Below are 19,328 nucleotides of genomic sequence, written 5' to 3' on the forward strand. Positions count from 1 at the left end.
GCTAAGTGATGGCGGCGGAAACTGTAGACGTCCTACAACGGCCCACCCCTGGATCCTCACTAGACTGGGGGAAATGCGCCGTTCGTTGTCGGAAACCTCCAGTCTCGGCTGGGGTGTCTGCGCGGCGCGCCCGCCCTCTTCGACCCGCCGACCGGAGTACTCATGCATCAGGACCTGCAGCCCGACCTCACCACGACGGCCGGGAAGCTCGCCGACTTCCGGAGGCGCAAGGAACTCTCCGAGCAGCCCTCGGGGCCCGAGGCGATCGAGCGGCAGCACGCCCGCGGCAAGAACACGGCACGCGAGCGCATCGACCTGCTCGTGGACGAGGGCTCCTTCGTCGAGTTCGACGCCCTCGCCGTGCACCGCTCCACGGCCTTCGGCATGGAGAAGAAGAAGCCCCTGGGCGACGGCGTGGTGTCCGGGTACGCGACCGTCGACGGCCGGCTGGTCGCCGTCTACAGCCAGGACTTCACCGTCTACGGCGGCTCGCTGAGCCAGGTGAACGGGGAGAAGATCGTCAAGGTGCAGGAGTTCGCGCTGCGCAACGGCTGCCCCGTGGTCGGCATCAACGACGGCGGCGGTGCCCGCATCCAGGAGGGTGTGGCGTCGCTGGCCATGTTCGCGGACATCTTCCGCAACAACGTCCACGCCTCGGGCGTGGTCCCGCAGATCTCCCTGATCATGGGCCCGTGCGCCGGCGGTGCGGCGTACTCCCCCGCGCTCACCGATTTCGTGGTCATGGTGGACAGGACCTCGCACATGTTCATCACGGGTCCGGACGTCATCAAGACCGTGACCGGCGAGGACGTCGACATGGAGACCCTCGGCGGGGCACGCCAGCACAACACGACGACGGGCACCTCCGCGTATCTCGCCACGGACGAGGCGGATGCCATCGGCTTCGTCCGCGAACTCCTCGACTTCCTGCCCTCCAACAATCTCGCGGAGGCCCCGCTGACGGCGTTCGTCGAGGAACCCGAGGAGACGGACGAGGACCTCGCGCTCGACACCCTGATCCCCGACGCCGCGAACCAGCCCTACGACATGCACGCCGTCATCGACGCCGTGGTGGACGACGCCCACTTCCTGGAGATGCAGGCGCTGTACGCGCCGAACATCATCACCGGCTATGCCCGGGTGGAGGGTCACACCATCGGCATCGTCGCCAACCAGCCCCTGCAGTTCGCCGGGACCCTGGACATCAACGCCTCCGAGAAGGCCGCGCGCTTCGTGCGCCACTGCGACGCCTTCAACATCCCCCTCCTGACCCTCGTGGACGTGCCGGGCTTCCTGCCCGGCAAGGACCAGGAGTTCCAGGGCATCATCCGCCGCGGCGCGAAGCTGCTCTACGCCTACGCCGAGGCCACCGTGCCCAAGCTGACCGTCATCACGCGCAAGGCCTACGGCGGCGCGTACATCGTCATGGGATCCAAGAAGCTCGGCGCGGACCTCAACCTCGCCTGGCCCACCGCGCAGATCGGGGTGATGGGTGCGCAGGGAGCCGTCAACATCCTGTACCGAGGGCAGCTCAAGGCCGTCGCGGAGGCCGGCGGGGACGTCGAGGCCGCGCGCGCCGACGTCGTCCAGCAGTACGAGGAGGAGTTGCTCAACCCGTACCAGGCGGCCGAGCTCGGCTATGTGGACGCGGTCATCGCCCCGTCGGAGACCCGACTGCAGATCGTGCGCGGGCTCCGCGCCCTCCGCGACAAGCGCTCGGCCAACCCGGCCAAGAAGCACGGGAACATCCCGCTGTGACCGGCGACAACCCCCTCGATTCCACGGACGACGGCGCCACGGACGACGCCGCGGTCCTCTCCGTGGTGTCCGGCAACCCCACCGACGAGGAGCTCGCGGCGCTGACCGCCGTCGTCGTCGCCCTGCAGGCAAGCGGGGCCGAGGACGACGATTCGAGCCAGGGCCGGTCCTGGGTGCGGCGGGCACTGCTGCGCCTGGGCCCGACGCCGGGTCCCGGATCGTGGCGGCGCAGCGTCCGCTGACGCCCCTGCCCTGGCCTGCTCTGCCGCAGGATTTCTCAGCGCGGATCGGCGACCGTGCCGAGGAAGAGCGGCAGCCCTGTGTCCTCGTGGACGATCTGGTACCCGAAGGGCCGATCGAAGGAGACGCTGACCTCGGGAGGCACCGGGGCACTGGTCATCATCGCCAGCTGGGTGACGGCCGCGGCGATCGTGCCCTTCTCGGCGACCGTGATGCTGACGGTCTGGGCGGCGCCCGAGACGCGGAGCCCGGGATGGATGGCGGCGAAGTCGGCGCCCGGGCCGAAGGTCTTCTCCAACCCCAGCGCTTCCAGCACACCGATCAGCTCCTGATCGTGGCCGTGCTCCCACGTCGGCAGCGAGAGGTCGACGCGGATACTCTCCGCCGCATCGAGCCGGTCCGCGATCCCGAGCAGCTCCTGCTCGTCCCATGCCGGTGACGCGCCCTCGGCCGGCAGGACGAGCCTCAGGAAGAAGCCCCCGCCATAGGGCAGGTCGATGCCCTCCCAGTCAGGCCCCACGGCGTGGCGCACCCAGCGGTGACCATGCATCGTCGGGACGAACACACGCGTCCCGGTGGCCAGGGTGAAGGCGTCCTCGTCCGTCCCGGAGGCATCGAACGGTTCGTCCCAGGCCGCGGCGAAGTACACGGCGTTCAGCAGGGACAGTCCGGTGTCCGCCCCGGTGACCAGGGGTGCCTTCGCGACGCGCCCGCCGGTCTCCCTCCACACCCAGTCGTCGATCAGCCCGGCGGTGGCGGGATCGGCGAAGTCCACCGGGTAGACCCCCGCGCCGTAGTACCGTGCCAGCGCGTCGAGGAACGCCTCGCCGATCGCACCGCCCTCGGGGACGAAGACCGCGTTGGCGAGGTGCACCAGGGGCTGCCCGGGCGGATCGTCCTCGTCGACGGCGACAGGATCGCCGTCGAAGTACTGCAGGGTCGCGAGGAGCGCGTTCATCGCCGCGTGGTGCTCGGCGGGGAGCCCCAGCACGGCGTCCATCTCCGCCGCCGTCGGGGTGCCCGCACCCGCCCGCAGCATCGACAGGGCGTAGAGCGCGCTGACCGGGCTGCTGACCTGATTGGTGTCGGGGAGCGCGGCGAGTGCCACGCCGAGCCTGAAGGCCGAGCGCCGGAGGGCGTCCTCCGCCTCGGGATACCGGCCGGGCTCGACGGCGATGCGCGCCACAGGCGCCCTGGACTGCTTCATGGAATCCCCCTCGCGTGATCCCCCCACGGTAGGCGCGGCCCCGGGAAATGGCCATGGGTACGAGGCGCCGGGTTGCCGCCTGGTGGGCACTGGTGATCCTCCGCGCCCAGGCGCGAACGGTGGGCCTTCCGACCCTTGACGCATACCCCTAGGGGGTATACCTTTGCGGGCATCGGAGCATGTCCGTGCAGCGGAGAAGGAGAAGACCAATGAGCAGGAATCACCCCACCACTGCCCCACCGACCGCGGGGCACGAGGGCCCTGGCGCGGATGAGGATCATCAGGTCCACACCCAGGGCGAGCATGCCGGCCACTCGACGGCGATGTTCAGGCAGCGTTTCTGGATCAGCCTGGCCCTCGCGATCCCGGTCCTGACATTCAGCCCCATGTTCACCATGCTCCTCGGGTCCATGCCGCCCGAGTTCCCCGGCTCGGCGTGGATCGCCCCGATCCTGGGCACGGTGATCTTCGTCTACGGCGGCGCCCCGTTCCTGAAAGGCGGGGTGTCCGAGCTGAAGGCGCGGCAGCCGGGCATGATGCTGCTGATCGCGATGGCGATCAGCGTCGCGTTCGTCGCCTCGTGGATCACCACCCTCGGCATCGGCGGTTTCGACCTCGACTTCTGGTGGGAGCTGGCCCTGCTGATCGTCATCATGCTGCTCGGGCACTGGATGGAGATGCGGGCCCTCGGCTCGGCGGCCGGCGCACTGGATGCCCTGGCAGCGCTGCTCCCCGACGAGGCGGACAAGGTCACGGACACCGGGGTCGAGACCGTGCCGGTGAGCTCGCTGGTCACCGGGGATGTCGTGCTCGTACGCTCCGGTGCGCGTGTCCCGGCGGACGGGCAGATCACCGACGGGACTGCGGAGTTTGACGAGTCGATGATCACCGGAGAGTCCCGCGCCGTCTCCCGCGGCGTCGGCGAGACGGTCGTCGCCGGAACGGTGGCGACCGACAACGCGGTCCGGATGCAGGTGACCGCCGTCGGCTCGGAGACGACGCTCGCCGGGATCCAGCGCCTGGTCGCCGAAGCCCAGGCCTCCTCCTCGAAGGCCCAGGCCCTGGCGGACCGGGCCGCGGCCCTGCTGTTCTACTTCGCGCTCGGCGCCGGCATCCTGACCTTCATCGCCTGGATGCTCCTCGGGAGCCCGAATGACGCGGTGATCCGTACCGTCACCGTCCTCGTGATCGCCTGCCCGCACGCACTCGGCCTCGCCATCCCCCTGGTCATCGCGATCTCCACCGAACGCGCCGCGAAGGCCGGGGTGCTGATCAAGAACCGGATGGCCCTCGAACGGATGCGCACGGTGGACGTCGTGCTGTTCGACAAGACCGGGACCCTCACGGAGGGCCGCCCCGCCGTCACGGCGACGACCGCCGTCGACGGCGTCCCCGACGCGGAGCTGCTGGCCCTGGCCGGAGCCGCGGAAGCGGACAGCGAGCACCCCGTGGCGCGGGCCATCGTCAGCGCCGCACAGGCCGACCCGGCCGCGGCGAACCGCTCCTACACCGGAACCGGATTCAGTTCCATGACCGGCCGCGGCGTCCGGGCGACCGTCGACGGCCATGACGTGGCGGTGGGCGGGCCGGCCATGCTCAGGGAACTCGGCCTCGATACCCCACCGGACATCGAGGGCACCGTTCGGGCATGGGTGGGCCGCGGCGCATCGGTCCTGCACGTCATCAGCGACGGCGCCGTGATCGGCGCGGTCAGGCTCGAGGACAAGGTCCGCGAGGAGTCCCGGCACGCCGTGAAGGCCCTGCAGTCCCGCGGGGTGAAGGTCGCGATGATCACCGGCGACGCACGGCAGGTGGCCGACGTCGTCGGCGCGGAACTCGGCATCGACGAGGTGTTCGCCGACGTCCTGCCGCAGGACAAGGACTCCAAGGTCGCCGAGCTGCAGGCGCGCGGCCTGGCGGTCGCGATGGTCGGGGACGGCGTCAACGACGCCCCGGCGCTCGCGCGCGCCGAGGTGGGCATCGCGATCGGAGCGGGCACGGATGTCGCCATGGAATCCGCCGGCGTGGTCCTCGCGGGGAACGACCCGCGATCGGTGCTGGCGATGATCGACCTGTCCCGCGCCAGCTACCGCAAGATGATCCAGAACCTCGTCTGGGCCACCGGCTACAACGTGCTCGCCGTGCCGCTGGCCGCGGGGGTCCTGGCCTTCGCGGGTATCCTCCTCTCCCCCGCGGCGGGCGCCGTCCTCATGAGTGTGTCCACGATCGTCGTCGCCCTCAACGCGCAACTGCTGCGGCGGATCGACCTCCGTCCCGAGCGGATCGGCACCGACCGGCCCGGTCCTGAGAAAACGGACACAGCCCCCGCTCGGACGTGAGGTCGGCCTCATCGGCGAACGCGCACCTCTGCCTGGTCGTTGATCATGCGACGTCGTGATCGGTGCAGTGACCAGGCAGACGGCGTGAACGGGACGACTCGCCCGTTTCGTTAGGCTGGTAGGACGACACCGGATGACGACCGTGGCGCGCAGGCGTCAGCGACAGCGTGGACAGAGAGGACGGGGAAGGTGAACGGAAACCGGGCATCACACACTGCCTCCTCCCTGCTGCGCGCCGCCGTACCGTCCGTTGTCGCCTTCCTCGGCCTGACAGCCGTCATCGTCGGGATCCTCGCGATGCACGTCTGGATGGGCGGCCACGGGTCGACTTCCCACCATGTGGGGGCCCCCGTCACCAGCACGACCACGAGTACTCATTCGGTCGACGGGACAGGCCAAGGACGCACGATTCTTCATGACCGGACCACGACCGCGGTGATCGCTGCCATGGCAACGGTCGAAACAACGGTCCTGGACGCCGCGTCGCATGCCGCCTCGACCACCGTCACGAAGGCCGTCCCGGACGGTGGCGGGTCGGTCGGGTGCGGCGGGGACTGCGCCGACGAGATGATGGTGGGCCTGTGTGTGCTGGCGATGATCGTCGTCGGCATCGCCGGCCTGCTGACTCCTGCCGGCCGCGCCCTCCTGTCGGCGGTGGGGCGGCGGGGTCCTCCTGCACTGTCCCGGATGTCCCGACCCGCGCCTACTCCTTCACTGACGCAGCTCTGTATCAGCCGAACCTAGGATCCGCGGCCCGCACCTGCCCCTCTCCGGGACAGCAGGGCCACTGTCCTGCCGGGACTGCGCCCACGCGCGCCCCGGCCCTCGCCGTACCGACGCCTCCTGGACGGTACGACCAGCCGATACCCCCGCATCTGAGCACTGAAGGACTTGAGCATCATGAAGCATTCCCTTTCCCTTGCATCCCTGTCCGTGGCCGCCCTCATCACCCTGTCCGCCTGCGGCTCCTCCTCCGGCGGAGACACTGCCGGCACGAGCGGTGAAAGCTCCGCAGCGACCGCACCCAGCGCCACCGCAGAAGCCGGCACCGGAGCCACATCCGAGGCCATCTCGGGCGCATCCGAGGCCACGGCCGAGCACAATCAGGCGGACGTGATGTTCACGCGGATGATGATTCCCCACCACGAGCAGGCCGTGGAGATGAGCGACCTGATGCTCGCCAAGGACGGCATCAGCCCCGAGATCACGGACCTCGCAACGAGGATCAAGGACGGACAGGGGCCCGAGATCGAGCTCATGCAGGGCTGGTTGGAGACCTGGGACGACGCCATGGGTCCGGACAGCATGGAGAGCCATGACATGGGCGACGGGGACGACATGGGATCAGGGTCGGGACAGATGGAAGGCATGGAGGGAATGATGAGCGATGACGAGATGTCCGGGCTCGCGTCCGCCGAGGGCACCGAGGCATCCCGCATCTTCCTGGAGTCGATGACGGTCCACCACGAAGGCGCCATCGACATGGCGCAGGACGAGATCGACAGTGGCCAGAACCCGGACGCGATCGAACTGGCGACAACCATCATGACCACACAGCAGTCCGAGATCGCCGAGATGGAAGAGCTCCTCGCGGGCCTCTGACTGGCGCGAGCAACACCCCGCATTCCATCCCCGACCCCGGATACCGGACCCCGTGACCCGACCCGGTCCGGATGCAGGGACGGCGAGTGCCCCCTGACAGGTGCCGGTGTGGGTGCCCCGTCCCATCCACACCGGCACGGTCCCCGACCGCCGGCACGACCACCAGCTCCGCCCGCCCTCGACTCTTCAAGGATGCCCGTTGCCTTCGACCCTGTCCCGCACCGCACACCTGGGCATGACCGCGGCCCTCGCCGTGCTCCTCAGCGCCTGCACCACCCCGACCCCCACACTCCAGGACGCACCCACGGAGCCGACGGCCTCGGCGGGGTATCCCTCCGGGCACATTCACGGAATGAGCGTGGACCCGGGGACCGACCGCATCCTGCTTGCTACCCACGACGGCCTGTTCGACGTCACCCGGTCCCCGGCCCAGCAGATCGGCCCGACGATCGATCTCATGGGCTTCACCGCCACCGGTGATGGAACCCTCTACGCCTCCGGACACCCCGGCCCGGGCACAGACCTCCCGGACCCGGTCGGGTTGATCACCAGTACCGATGACGGTCGCTCATGGGAGCCCGTGTCCCGTCAGGGCGAGACAGATTTCCACGCCCTCGCCGCAACTGGTACCGGGCTCATCGGCTACGAAGGGCGAATCGTCACCAGTGCCGACGGGCATCACTGGATGGTCACCGCCGACGACGTGCCCGCGTACAACCTCGCCGCCGCCACCGGCGGGACCGTGCTGGCCACCACCGAGCAGGGCCTGTACCGGTCCGAGGACAGCGGGGCCACCTGGACCACCGTCCCGAACGCGCCGCTGCTGGCCTTCACGACCTTCGCCGGCGACACCGCCATCGGCGTGACCCCCGACGGAACCGTGCACACCAGCGCCGACGCCGGACTCACCTGGACACAACGAGGGGCCATCCTGGGCGAACCAGCGGCTATCGCCGCAGACCACACCGGTGACAAGACGCACCGCATCTGGGTAGCGACGAACGAAGGGATCGAAGTGTCCAGCGACAACGGGGCAACATTCAACCCGCTAGCGCCGTAAGCACCTTCTGCCCCAGGACACGGATGCCCACCAGACGGATGCCCATCATGTGGCGCTGGCGGGTAGGGACGGTCGTGGGACGCCTCACCGGAGATCAGGACGAGCCGGCCGTCGTCGGGGGTTGCGAACGACGGCGCGCAACGAAGCGGTGCGCGTGGGCCGGGACCTCGGCCTCTACCTGTCAGCGGAGGCCGCGCGAAGAGTCGGAGGTGACCCTGGAAACGAAAGGCACACATCATGATGTCGGGTTACGGACAAGGCATGGGATGGCTGTGGCTCTGGATTCCCCTGCTCCTCATCGGCATCGCGCTGCTGGTGTTGCTGGCGGTACGCGTCTTCGGCGGCGGCGTCCGTAACGGATACGGGCCTCCCGGCCCCCCGGGGCCAAACGGGCCGCCGGCGGCTGGAGGAAGCAGGGCCCGCGAGATCCTCGACGAGCGCTTTGCGAGAGGAGAACTCACCGCGGATCAGTACCGCGAATATCTCAAGGTACTCGGTGAGGCCCCGGAGTGAAGCCCATCAGTCGCCGTCAGGCGCTGTTGCTGGGCAGCCTCGGCGTCGCGGGGACAGCGGCCGGTGGTGCCGGACTGATCTGGACCCTTGCTTCGCGGGACGCCCCCGTGACGGGAAGCGACCTGACCCAGCCTCCGGAGGAACGGAGCACCGACGGCCGGCTGCAGGTGCGGCTCGAAGCCGCACCCGGACAGCTACTGCTCGCCGGCCGGCAGGCCGCGGCCCTCGGCTACAACGGCGGCATCCCCGGCCCGACACTCCGCGTACGCCCCGGCGACGTCCTGCGGATCGGGCTCGTCAACAACCTGGCCCAGACCACCAACCTGCACGTGCACGGCCTCCACGTATCCCCGGAGGGCAACGGGGACAACATCTTCGTCTCGGTGGAGCCCGGCGGCACCTTCGACTATGAACACAGACTTCCCGACGATCACCCCCCGGGCGTGTACTGGTACCACCCCCACCACCACGGCATGGTCGCCGACCAGATCTTCGCCGGACTCTTCGGAGCCATCATCGTCGAGGACCCCGAACCCATCGAGGCGAGTGCGGAACGCGTACTGGTCGTTTCGGACACCACCCTGGACGGCCTGGGGAACATCCCGGACGTCTCCGAGATGGACCGGATGAGGGGCCGGGAGGGCGAACTGGTCCTGGTCAACGGTCAACGCAACCCCCGCATCAGCGCCCGCCCGGGACAGCGCGAACGGTGGCGCATCATCAACGCGTGCGTGTCCCGCTACCTTCGTCTACGGCTCGACGGACAGCAACTGCAGCTCCTCGGCATGGACTCCGGCCGCTTCCCGACACCCCGGACAGTGGATGAGCTCCTCCTGGCACCCGGAAACAGGGCAGACCTCCTTGTCACCATGACGACGGGGGACTCCACGCTGCGCGCGCTCTACCAGGACCGGGGAGACATGCGGGGAATGATGGGTTCGGGATCCGGAGCACGCAACCCTGCAGACCAGCCGGACGGCGCCGCCCTGGCCACCGTCCGCGTGACCGGCGGACCGGTGGCGGCCCTGACAGCCGTGCCGGCCCGGCAGGGGCCCACAGACCTTCGGTCCGGGCCCGTTGCGGCACGCCGGCAGATCGTCCTGGCCGCCGGCACGGGCATGGGCGGGGGCATGGGCGGGGGCATGATGCGGTTCACCATCAACGGCAGGGAGTTCGACGAGGCCAGAACAGACATCACGGTCGCGGCAGGCGATGTGGAGGAATGGACATTGATCAACACCAGTCCCATGGACCACCCGTTCCACCTCCATGTCTGGCCGATGCAGATCATCGAGGAAGACGGCCACGGGACGAACCCGGCAAGCCGGCAGGACGTCGTGAACGTACCCGCCAACGGGCGGGTGAAAGTGAGGGTGGCCTTCAGGGACTTCCGCGGCCGCTCGGCCTACCACTGCCACATCCTGGACCACGAGGACCTCGGCATGATGGGTGCCATCGAGGTCCGGTGAGGAGTCGCATCAGCGTGACACACGGAGACATCGACGCGGGGTCCGCCGGTGTGGTCGACAGCGCCAGCACACCGGCGCCGGCCAGTCGGTAGCCTCCGGCAACGGTCTGGCGCTAGGCTCGTGACGTGACCCACGACACCCCAGCCCCCACCCTGTCCTCCAGCGAGCAGCCTGCACGTCAGGCCACGGCCATCGACGCCGTCGCGACGTCGTACTACGAGACGCTGCTCGAACTGATGCCCAACTTCGCGACCGAGCTGGGCATCCCCGGCCACGAGACGGAGTACCAGGACTACTCGCCCGCCGGTATCGAAGCCCTCGCCGACGCCGCCCGCACCACGCTGCGGCGGCTCGAGGACCTGCAGCCGGCCGACGACGTCGACGCGGTGACGCTGGACGCCATGCGGGAGCGGCTCGGGCTCGACCTCGAGATCCACGACGCCGGATTCGGCTATGCCGAGCTGAACAACATCGCCTGCCCGGCCCAGAACATCCGCGCGATCTTCGACCTCATGCCCACCGCCACCGCGGAGGACTGGGGACACATCGCCGGACGGATGGCGAACGTGCCCGACGCGATCGACGGCTACATCTCCTCCCTGCGGGCCGGACGCGAGCGCGGGCTGGTCGCGGCACGTCGGCAGGTGGCCATCGTGATCGAGCAGTCCACCAAGTACGCGGAGGACGGCGGGTTCTTCGACACCCTCGGCGCGACCGCCACGGCGGACGACGGCGAACTGCCCGAGGCGGTCCGTGACCAGCTGCGGGCCGGCGCCGAGGCCGCCCGCGGGGCCTACCGCACGCTTGCGTCCTTCCTGCAGGACGATCTCCTCCCCTCCGCCCCGGAGAAGGATGCCGTCGGCCGGGACCACTACGCCCTGATGTCCCGCGTGTTCCTCGGGTCCGCCGTCGACCTCGAGGAGACGTACCGGTGGGGTGTCGAGGAACTCGACCGCGTCATCGCCGAGCAGGAGGCCGTGGCGAACGAGATCCGCGAGGGTGCCTCGATCGAGGAGGCCATCCGGATCCTCGACGAGGATCCGGCCCGCCAGCTCCAGGGCACCGACGCACTGCAGGCCTGGATGCAGGGGCTCTCCGACAGGGCGGTGGACGCGATGGCGGGGGTCCACTTCGACATCCCGGACGTGATGCGGCGCCTCGAGTGCAGGATCGCCCCGACCAACGAGGGCGGCATCTACTACACCGGTCCCAGCGACGACTTCTCGCGGCCCGGCCGCATGTGGTGGTCCGTACCCGAGGGTGAGGATTCCTTCACCACCTGGAAGGAGACGACCACCGTCTACCACGAGGGTGTCCCGGGGCATCACCTGCAGGTCGCGACCGCTACGTACCAGCGCGCACTGCTGAATCCCTGGCGCCGCAACGCCATCTGGGTCTCCGGGCAGGGCGAGGGCTGGGCCCTGTACGCCGAGCGGCTCATGCAGGAACTCGGCTTCCTGTCCGATCCGGGCGACCGCCTCGGGATGCTCGATGCCCAGCGCATGCGCGCCGCGCGGGTGGTGTTCGACATCGGCGTGCACCTCGAACTGGAGGTCCCCGAGCGATGGGGTGAGGGCACCTGGACGCCGGAGAAGGGGTACGCCTTCCTGAAGAAGAACATCGCCATCAGCGAGGGGCAGCTCGATTTCGAGTACACCCGCTATCTGGGCTGGCCGGGCCAGGCACCGTCCTACAAGATCGGCCAGCGCCTCTGGGAGCAGATCCGCGAGGAGGTCCGGACCGCCGAGGGCGACGCCTTCGACCTCCGTGCCTTCCACACGCGGGCCCTCAACCTGGGCTCCGTGGGACTCGATACGCTGCGCCGCGCGCTGGTCTCCTGATATAGACGTTCGTCACAGGCGGCCCGGGGGTTCTCCCCGGGCCGCCTGTGACGGAGCCGGTATTCCGCGGAAGTGCCCCGGGGAGCGGCACGACGGCGGCATGGACCGCCGTAACATTCCGCAACGTCCGCTTCGCCTTGGTATACGGCATCCCTAGAGTTTCGGGCGTGTCTACTGAAACCAGCTCCCCGCCCGCCCGGCGAAGGCTGCCCCGCTGGGCGACCTCCTTCGGACCGCAGATCATCGCCGCCCTGGTCGTCGGGCTGGCCCTCGGCCTCATCGCCAAGTACACGGGGCACACCCCGGAGACGCCCACCGGTCTCGGCACCACGCTTGCCACCCTCGGCTCCAGCTACGTGGCCCTGCTGCGCGCCGCCGTCGTCCCCCTGATCTTCACCGCGGTGGTGAGCTCCATCGCGAACCTCCGCGCCGTCACCAACGCCGCCCGGCTCGCCGGACAGACCCTCCTGTGGTTCGCCATCACCGCCCTGATCGCCGTGGTCATCGGTATCGGCCTCGGCGTCCTCTTCCAGCCCGGCGCCGGGACGGACGCGACGCAGCCCGCCGAGTACACGGGCAACACCGGCAGCTGGTGGGCCTTCCTGACCGGACTCATCCCCGCCAACTTCCTCGGCCTCCAGGCGTCCTCCGCCGTCGCCGAGTCCGGAGCCGTCAGCACGGCCCTGAACTTCAACGTGCTGCAGGTCCTCGTGGTCGCCGTCGCCGTCGGCATCGCCGCCCTCAAGGTGGGCAAGCAGGCCGAACCGTTCCTCGCCGTCAACGCCTCGGCCCTGGCCGTCATCCAGAAGGTCCTCTGGTGGATCATCCGGATCGCCCCGCTCGGCACGGTCGGCCTCATCGGCAACGCCGTCGCCGTCTACGGCTGGGACACCATCGGCTCGCTCGGCAAGTTCACGCTGGCCATCTACGTGGGCCTCGCCCTCGTGCTGTTCGCGGTGTACCCGGTGCTGATCAAGGCGCACGGCCTCTCGGTCCGGCAGTACTTCTCGGGCGCCTGGCCGGCCATCCAGCTGGCCTTCGTCTCGCGCTCCTCGGTGGGTACCCTGCCGCTCACGCAGCGCGTCACCGAACGGAACCTCGGCGTGCCCCGCGGCTACGCCTCGTTCGCCGTGCCCCTGGGCGCGACGACGAAGATGGACGGCTGCGCGGCCATCTACCCGGCGATCGCCGCGATCTTCGTGGCCCAGTTCTTCGGGATCGACCTCAGCCTCACCCAGTACCTGCTGATCGCGCTCGTCTCCGTGCTCGGCTCCGCGGCGACCGCCGGGACCACCGGCGCCGTCGTCATGCTGACGCTCACGCTCTCCACGCTGGGACTCCCCCTGGCCGGCGTCGGCCTGCTCCTCGCCGTCGATCCGATCCTCGACATGGGACGCACCGCCGTCAACGTGGCGGGCCAGGCGCTGGTGCCGACCATCGTCGCCCGGCGCGAGGGCCTGCTGGACCTCGATCTCTACAACGCGCAGCGCACCGGTGACCCGTTCGCCGATGACAGCGAAACCGCCGACACGGCCGACGCGGCCCACGCAGCCGGCGGTGCCGCCAACGACGGCATCACGGCCACCGCGACCCGCTAGGACACGCCCGCTGGATCGACGGCCCGCCCCGGCATCCGCCCGGGAGCGGGCCGTTGCGCGTCCCGGCTAACGATTCGGCGCCGTTCAGGGCGGCGACGGCGCTTTCCACCGGGTACCGGAGGACGATTGACCTCCCTATCCAGTTCGACCAGGTGGTGCGCCATGAAGAAGAAGCGCATGACGGGGAAGCTCTCCGCCACACTCGCCGCCCTCGCCCTCACCGCAGGCCTCGGCCTCGCGGGAGGACCTCCGGCATCCGCCGCATACTGCGACATCACGTGGGGCTCGACGGCGAAGACCGCCTCCACCACACTCCGTCCGGCGCCCATCACCGACGTCCGCGCGGGCCGGCATGCGTGCTTCGACCGGATGGTCGTCGATCTGCGGAGGCGTACGGCCGGGTACACCGTCCAGTACGTCGACGATTTCACCGGCATCGCGTCCGGCCTGTCGATCCCGCTCCGGGGCGGCGCGCGCCTGTCCGTGACGGTGAACGCTCCGGCCTACAACCAGGCCGGACGCCCCACCTATCGACCCGCCGACACCAACGAGCTCGTGAACGTCGCGGGCTACACCACCTTCCGCCAGATCGCCTACGGCGGAAGCTTCGAAGGACTCACGAGCTTCGGGCTCGGCGTCCGGGCACGCCTACCCATGCGGGCCTTCGTGGTGCCGGGACCCGGTGCCGGATCGAGGGTGGTGATCGATGTCGCCCACCGCTGGTGAGCACCCTGCCGGTCACGCCCCCGGACGGTGACGCGACCGGAGACCCCTAGGCTTGGTCCATGACCCTCCGCCTGATCCTCGCGTCGAAGTCCCCTGCCCGCACCAGACTCCTCGACGACGCCGGCATCCGGCACTCGGTGCTCGTCTCCTCTGTCGACGAGCCGGCCGTCGTCGCATCCTACGGCGACCTCGACGCGCACGACACGTCGCTGCTGTTGGGGCGCGCGAAGGCCGAGGCCGTCGCGGCCCTCGCGGAGGCGGACGACGCCCTCGTCCTCGGGTGCGACTCGGTGTTCGAGTTCGACGGCGAGGCGCACGGCAAACCCTACGAAGCCGCCGTGGCGATCGAACGCATCAGCCGCATGCGCGGACGCTCCGGCGTCCTGCACACGGGCCACTGGCTCGTGGACACGCGGACCGGCGGATCCGGCGCCACCCTGGGGGCGGTCTCCTCGGCGACCGTCCACTTCGGCCAGATGTCCGACGCCGAGGTCGAGGCGTACGTGGCCAGCGGCGAGCCCCTGCACTGCGCCGGCTCCTTCACCATCGACGGACTGGGCGGCGCCTTCATCGAGCGGGTCGACGGAGACCCGCACGCCGTCGTCGGGCTCAGCATCTCCACGCTGCGGGCCCTCCTGCACGCGGCCGGTGTCTCCGTGACCGATCTCTGGGCGCCCGTGACCTCGTTGTAGGTTCCCTACAAAGGATCGCCGCACAACACTCCCCTTCGGCACGATCCATGGGCGGAAGCCACCAAACCGGGCTAGGCTCCCACGAGAGAAGAAGGAGTCCGAACACCCATGAGCCAGTCCCGCCTCAGCCCGTCCGAGTCCACCTCAGCCGGCGGTCACAGCGCCGACTCCGACTCCGGTCGCGGGCAGCACCGCCCGGTGACGAAGGTCCTGGTCGCCAACCGCGGGGAGATCGCCGTCAGGGTCATCCGCGCGGCCCGTGACGAGGGGATCGCATCGGTCGCGGTGTACGCGGAGCCTGACCGCGACGCCCTGCACGTCCGGATGGCCGACGAGGCGTTCGCGCTCGGCGGGGAGACCGCCGCGGAGTCCTACCTGGTGATGGACCGCATCCTGGAGGCCGCGGAGCGCAGCGGGGCCGACGCCATCCACCCCGGCTACGGTTTCCTGTCGGAGAACGCCGAGTTCGCTCAGCGGGTCCTCGACGCCGGCATCACCTGGATCGGGCCCTCCCCTCACTCGATCGCGCAGCTCGGCGACAAGGTGCAGGCGCGGCACATCGCGCAGCGGGTCGGGGCGCCGCTGGTCCCGGGCACCAGGGACCCGGTCGAGTCGGTGCAGGAGGTCATCGACTTCGCCCACGAATTCGGGCTGCCGATCGCGATCAAGGCGGCATTCGGCGGTGGCGGACGCGGCATCAAGGTGGTCCGCAGCCATGAGGAGATCCCCGAACTGTTCGACTCCGCGGTGCGCGAGGCGACGGCGGCCTTCGGTCGCGGGGAGTGCTTCGTGGAGCGCTTCCTCGACGCCCCGCGCCATGTCGAGACCCAGTGCCTCGCGGACGCCCACGGGAACGTCGTCGTCGTCTCCACGCGCGACTGCTCCCTGCAGCGCCGCAACCAGAAGCTCGTGGAGGAAGCACCCGCACCGTTCCTCTCCGCCGCGCAGAACACCCAGCTCTACGAGGCCTCCAAGGCCATCCTGCGGGAGGCGGCGTACCAGGGCGCCGGCACCTGCGAGTTCCTCGTGGGGCAGGACGGCACCATCTCCTTCCTCGAGGTGAACACCCGGCTCCAGGTGGAGCACCCGGTCTCCGAGGAGGTCACGGGCCTCGACCTCGTGCGAGAGCAGTTCCGCATCGCCCGCGGCGAGGAACTCGGGTACGGGGACCCCGAGGTCCGCGGACATGCGTTCGAGTTCCGCATCAACGGCGAGGACGCCGGCCGCGGCTTCATGCCCGCACCGGGCACCGTGCAGACCCTCACCCTCCCCACCGGGCCGGGCATCCGCGTGGACTCCGGTGTCGAGGCCGGCGAGGTGATCGGCGGCAACTTCGACTCGATGCTCGCCAAGCTGATCGTCAGTGGCGCAACCCGCGACCAGGCCCTGCAGCGCGCACGCCGCGCCCTCAGGGAGATGGTCATCGAGGGCATGCCGACCGTCCTGCCGTTCCACGCCGCCGTCGTCGCGGACCCCGCGTTCGCACCCGCGGACGGCCCCTTCTCGGTGCACACGCGCTGGATCGAGACGGAGTTCGACAACACCATCGAGCCGTGGCAGGGACCGGCCGATCCCGCCGCGGACGACGACACGCGCCAGCGCGTCACCGTGGAGGTCGGCGGGCGCCGCCTCGAAGTAGTGCTGCCCGCGTGGTTCGGCACGACGTCGAACGGCAAGGCGGCCGCACCGGCGAAGACCAAGAAGTCCTCACGCGCCCGGGCCGGCAAGACCGCGGTCAGCGGCGACGAACTGACATCCCCCATGCAGGGCACCATCGTGAAGGTCGCGGTGTCCGACGGCGACAGGGTGGCGGAAGGCGATCTGATCGTGGTGCTCGAGGCCATGAAGATGGAACAGCCGCTCACGGCGCACAAGTCGGGAAGGCTGTCCGGCCTGGCGGCGAAGCCCGGCGACACCGTGTCCGCCGGTTCCGTCATCGCCACCATCCGCGACTAGCGGTCACGGGCGCCGGCCCTGCCGACCGGGACTACTTCTCCTTCTCGGCCGGGGGCTTCCTGGCCGCCTGTTCCGCCCGCTTCTCGGCGTCCTTCCGGGCCTTCTGGGCGGCCTCTTCGGCGGCCTTCCGCTGCTGCTCGCCGGCACGGTCCGAGGCGTTGTCGCCGTCGTTGCCCTGCCCGGGCGCGTCCTCGGCCGGGGTGTCGCCGTCCTGACCGGCTCCGTCCCCACCGATGGCAGCGTCGCCTTCGCCGGGGCCGCCTTCGCCGGTGCCGGCGTCGTCCGCGGCGCCGTCCTCACCGGTCGGGGCATCGTCCGGCACATCGTTCCCGTCGGCATCGTCACCGTTCTGCCCGGCGCCGTCGTCGGGCGCCGGGGCTTCGGGTGCCGGGGTGACAGGTGCGGGGGTGACAGGTGCGGGAGGGACGACGGGCGCCGGTTCCGCGGGGATCACGCCGGGCGCGGCGGGCCCGGGATCGGCCGGAGCGCCCGGCTCTTCCGGCTGCGCCTCCTCCGACGGCGCATCCGCAGGTGCCCGCCCGTCCTCGAGCGTCGCGATCAGGGCGTCGATGCGCGCGCTGATCTGCGCGGCGCGGTCCTCGGTGACGCTGCCGTCGGTCCGGGCTCCGTCCACGTCATCCCTCAGCCGCTGGGCCAGGACGATGGCTCCGTCGGCGTCACCGGCGGCAGCCGTCGTGGCGATGGCACGGACCTCGGCCTGGAAGTCCCCGGCCGCACCGGCGTCCATAGCGTCGTCGGTGCACCCCGAGAGGAGGAGCGCCGCACCGATCAGCAGAGGCAGCACCTGCCTGCGAAGCGCCCTCATCGCTGCACGCTGTCGTAGAGTTCCTGCAATTTCTCGCCTGTCTCGCCGGGTACCGCCGGCAGGGGTTCGACCTCGGCCCCCGAGTCCCGGGCGGTCGTGGTGGTGAAGGCCCACAGCGCGGCCGCGAGGAGCCCGATAACGAGCAGCGTGACCAGCCAGGGCAGGACATGCCGACGGCGTCCGGAGGGACGGGCAGGGGACGCCGGCCGGCGCGGCGCGACTGCCGGGGGGTTCTCCGCCGGACGGGGAGCAGCATCCGACCTACCCGGAGCGATGGTGCGAGGCTCGGCGGGACGCGCCGCGGCAGTGGCAGCAGTCGCGCTCCCCGGAACCGCTGTCCGAGTGACCGCGCTCCCCGAAGCGGCCGTGGCGGACGCCTGCGGGTCCCAGGCTGTCGTGCGCGGCGCGGCGACGTGTGAGGGCATCGTGGTCGTCGGTGATGCGTCAGCGGACAGCACGACCGTTTTTGCTGCGTTCCCGTGGCCGTGCTGCGGCCCCATGGCCATCAGGGCCCGGACCACGCGGGCGGCGTCGGGACGGTCGGCCGGCTCGTCGAGCGTCATGGCGACCAGGAGTGCCGACAGCGCGGGGCCGGCCGCATGCGGGACGGACGGACTCCGGTGCAGGCGTGCGAGTGCGCTCTCGACACCGGTTCCGGGGAAGGCGCGCTCCCCCGTCAGGGCCTCGATCAGCACGAGGCCGAGCGAGTAGATGTCCGAGGGCTGACCCACGCCGTCGCCCCGCGTCTGTTCGGGGCTGAAGTAGGCGGCGCTGCCGATCACCTGCCCCGTGGCGGTCATCCGGCTGCCGTCGAAGAACCGGGCGATCCCGAAGTCGGTGAGCAGGAACCGGAAGACGCCGCTGTCCGCGTCCGCCTGCCGTGTCAGGACGTTCGAGGGTTTCAGGTCGCGGTGCACGATGCCTCGACCGTGGATGTACTGGAGCGTCCGGGCCAGGTCGAGTGCCAGGAGCCGGACGTGGTCCTGGTCGAGCGGGCCGCCGGTCCGCAGCAGCACACCCAGGTCCGGTCCGTCGACGAGTTCCATGACCAGATAGGCGTTGCCCCCGGTGTCGTCGCCGCTGTCCATGTCGAGGACGCGGACCAGGCCGGGGTGGTCCAGGCCGGCGAGCATCCGCGCCTCCGCGGATCCCCGTTCGAGGCAGTCGGCGATGCCCGGACGGAAGAGTTTGACGGCGACGTCCCGCTCGAGCCTCGTGTCCCGGGCCGAGAAGACGTCCGCCATCCCGCCGGTGCCGACACGCTTCCCGAGGGCGTACCGCCCGGCCAGTGCCTGCTTCTCCATGCCACCCGCTTCCGATACCCCGCTGTGTGGCTTCCGGGCGTGCGCGATCGGCGCGGGTCCCGGGAATTTGATAAGCCGACTTTCCTTCAGTGTACGGGGCGCCCCGGGCCGTGGGGCAAGTGATCTCCTCGTGCTCGCGTCTGGTCGACAGGATGCGTGTCGCGGCGGGACGTGCCGCCGATCCGGACCTCCGCACC

General features: G+C 70.2%; 16 protein-coding genes. 13 read left to right on the forward strand and 3 right to left on the reverse strand.

The window, feature by feature from the left end:
• Positions 1-174 precede the first annotated feature (174 nt).
• On the forward strand, positions 175-1,758 hold the full coding sequence (locus IWX63_RS03200; RefSeq protein ID WP_199276931.1) for an acyl-CoA carboxylase subunit beta: 1,584 nt from the start codon (positions 175-177) through the stop codon (positions 1,756-1,758).
• The gene (locus IWX63_RS03205) at positions 1,755-2,000 is read left to right on the forward strand and encodes an acyl-CoA carboxylase subunit epsilon (RefSeq protein ID WP_199276696.1); all 246 of its coding nucleotides are present in this window, start codon (positions 1,755-1,757) and stop codon (positions 1,998-2,000) included. The genes IWX63_RS03200 and IWX63_RS03205 overlap by 4 nt, the downstream gene beginning before the upstream one ends.
• A 35-nt stretch (positions 2,001-2,035) precedes the next feature.
• Here IWX63_RS03205 and IWX63_RS03210 read toward each other — a convergent pair whose 3' ends face one another.
• On the reverse strand, positions 2,036-3,205 hold the full coding sequence (locus IWX63_RS03210; protein WP_199276697.1) for a serpin family protein: 1,170 nt from the start codon (positions 3,203-3,205) through the stop codon (positions 2,036-2,038).
• A gap of 209 nt (positions 3,206-3,414) precedes the next feature.
• Here IWX63_RS03210 and IWX63_RS03215 point away from each other — a divergent pair, with 209 nt between their 5' ends.
• The 11 genes from IWX63_RS03215 (at position 3,415) to IWX63_RS03265 (ending at position 17,001) form a co-directional block, all read left to right on the forward strand.
• Positions 3,415-5,544: a copper-translocating P-type ATPase gene (locus IWX63_RS03215; protein WP_334685588.1), complete on the forward strand. Its 2,130-nt coding sequence runs from the start codon at positions 3,415-3,417 to the stop codon at positions 5,542-5,544.
• 189 nt (positions 5,545-5,733) lie between these two features.
• On the forward strand, positions 5,734-6,288 hold the full coding sequence (locus IWX63_RS03220) for a hypothetical protein (protein ID WP_199276699.1): 555 nt from the start codon (positions 5,734-5,736) through the stop codon (positions 6,286-6,288).
• Between the two features lie 156 nt (positions 6,289-6,444).
• Positions 6,445-7,146 (forward strand): DUF305 domain-containing protein, encoded by a 702-nt coding sequence (locus IWX63_RS03225; RefSeq protein ID WP_199276700.1) that lies wholly within the window; start codon positions 6,445-6,447, stop codon positions 7,144-7,146.
• Positions 7,147-7,345: 199 nt separating this feature from the next.
• Positions 7,346-8,206, forward strand: coding sequence for a F510_1955 family glycosylhydrolase (locus IWX63_RS03230; protein WP_334685589.1), 861 nt, complete (start codon positions 7,346-7,348; stop codon positions 8,204-8,206).
• Between the two features lie 237 nt (positions 8,207-8,443).
• Positions 8,444-8,719 (forward strand): SHOCT domain-containing protein, encoded by a 276-nt coding sequence (locus IWX63_RS03235; protein WP_199276701.1) that lies wholly within the window; start codon positions 8,444-8,446, stop codon positions 8,717-8,719.
• Positions 8,716-10,188: a multicopper oxidase family protein gene (locus tag IWX63_RS03240; RefSeq protein ID WP_199276702.1), complete on the forward strand. Its 1,473-nt coding sequence runs from the start codon at positions 8,716-8,718 to the stop codon at positions 10,186-10,188. Before IWX63_RS03235 ends, IWX63_RS03240 begins: the two co-directional genes overlap by 4 nt.
• A 152-nt stretch (positions 10,189-10,340) precedes the next feature.
• Positions 10,341-12,029 carry a DUF885 domain-containing protein gene (locus IWX63_RS03245; RefSeq protein WP_199276933.1) on the forward strand — a complete coding sequence of 563 codons (1,689 nt, stop codon included), beginning with the start codon at positions 10,341-10,343 and terminating at the stop codon, positions 12,027-12,029.
• 167 nt (positions 12,030-12,196) lie between these two features.
• Positions 12,197-13,627, forward strand: coding sequence for a dicarboxylate/amino acid:cation symporter (locus IWX63_RS03250; protein ID WP_199276703.1), 1,431 nt, complete (start codon positions 12,197-12,199; stop codon positions 13,625-13,627).
• 177 nt (positions 13,628-13,804) lie between these two features.
• Positions 13,805-14,353, forward strand: coding sequence for an AMIN-like domain-containing (lipo)protein (locus tag IWX63_RS03255; RefSeq protein ID WP_199276934.1), 549 nt, complete (start codon positions 13,805-13,807; stop codon positions 14,351-14,353).
• A 59-nt stretch (positions 14,354-14,412) separates the two neighbouring features.
• Positions 14,413-15,045 carry a Maf family protein gene (locus IWX63_RS03260; protein ID WP_199276704.1) on the forward strand — a complete coding sequence of 211 codons (633 nt, stop codon included), beginning with the start codon at positions 14,413-14,415 and terminating at the stop codon, positions 15,043-15,045.
• Between the two features lie 108 nt (positions 15,046-15,153).
• Entirely contained in the window at positions 15,154-17,001 is a 1,848-nt protein-coding gene (locus IWX63_RS03265) for an acetyl/propionyl/methylcrotonyl-CoA carboxylase subunit alpha (protein WP_199276705.1), read from the forward strand.
• A gap of 31 nt (positions 17,002-17,032) precedes the next feature.
• On the opposite strand, the gene IWX63_RS03270 is transcribed toward IWX63_RS03265, so the two are convergent.
• Positions 17,033-17,827 carry a hypothetical protein gene (locus IWX63_RS03270; protein ID WP_199276962.1) on the reverse strand — a complete coding sequence of 265 codons (795 nt, stop codon included), beginning with the start codon at positions 17,825-17,827 and terminating at the stop codon, positions 17,033-17,035.
• Positions 17,824-19,131, reverse strand: coding sequence for a serine/threonine-protein kinase (locus tag IWX63_RS03275; RefSeq protein WP_199276706.1), 1,308 nt, complete (start codon positions 19,129-19,131; stop codon positions 17,824-17,826). Before IWX63_RS03275 ends, IWX63_RS03270 begins: the two co-directional genes overlap by 4 nt.
• Positions 19,132-19,328 lie beyond the last annotated feature (197 nt).

It is taken from the genome of Arthrobacter sp. CAN_A2 (genome assembly GCF_015752045.1).
GTDB lineage: Bacteria > Actinomycetota > Actinomycetes > Actinomycetales > Micrococcaceae > Arthrobacter_D.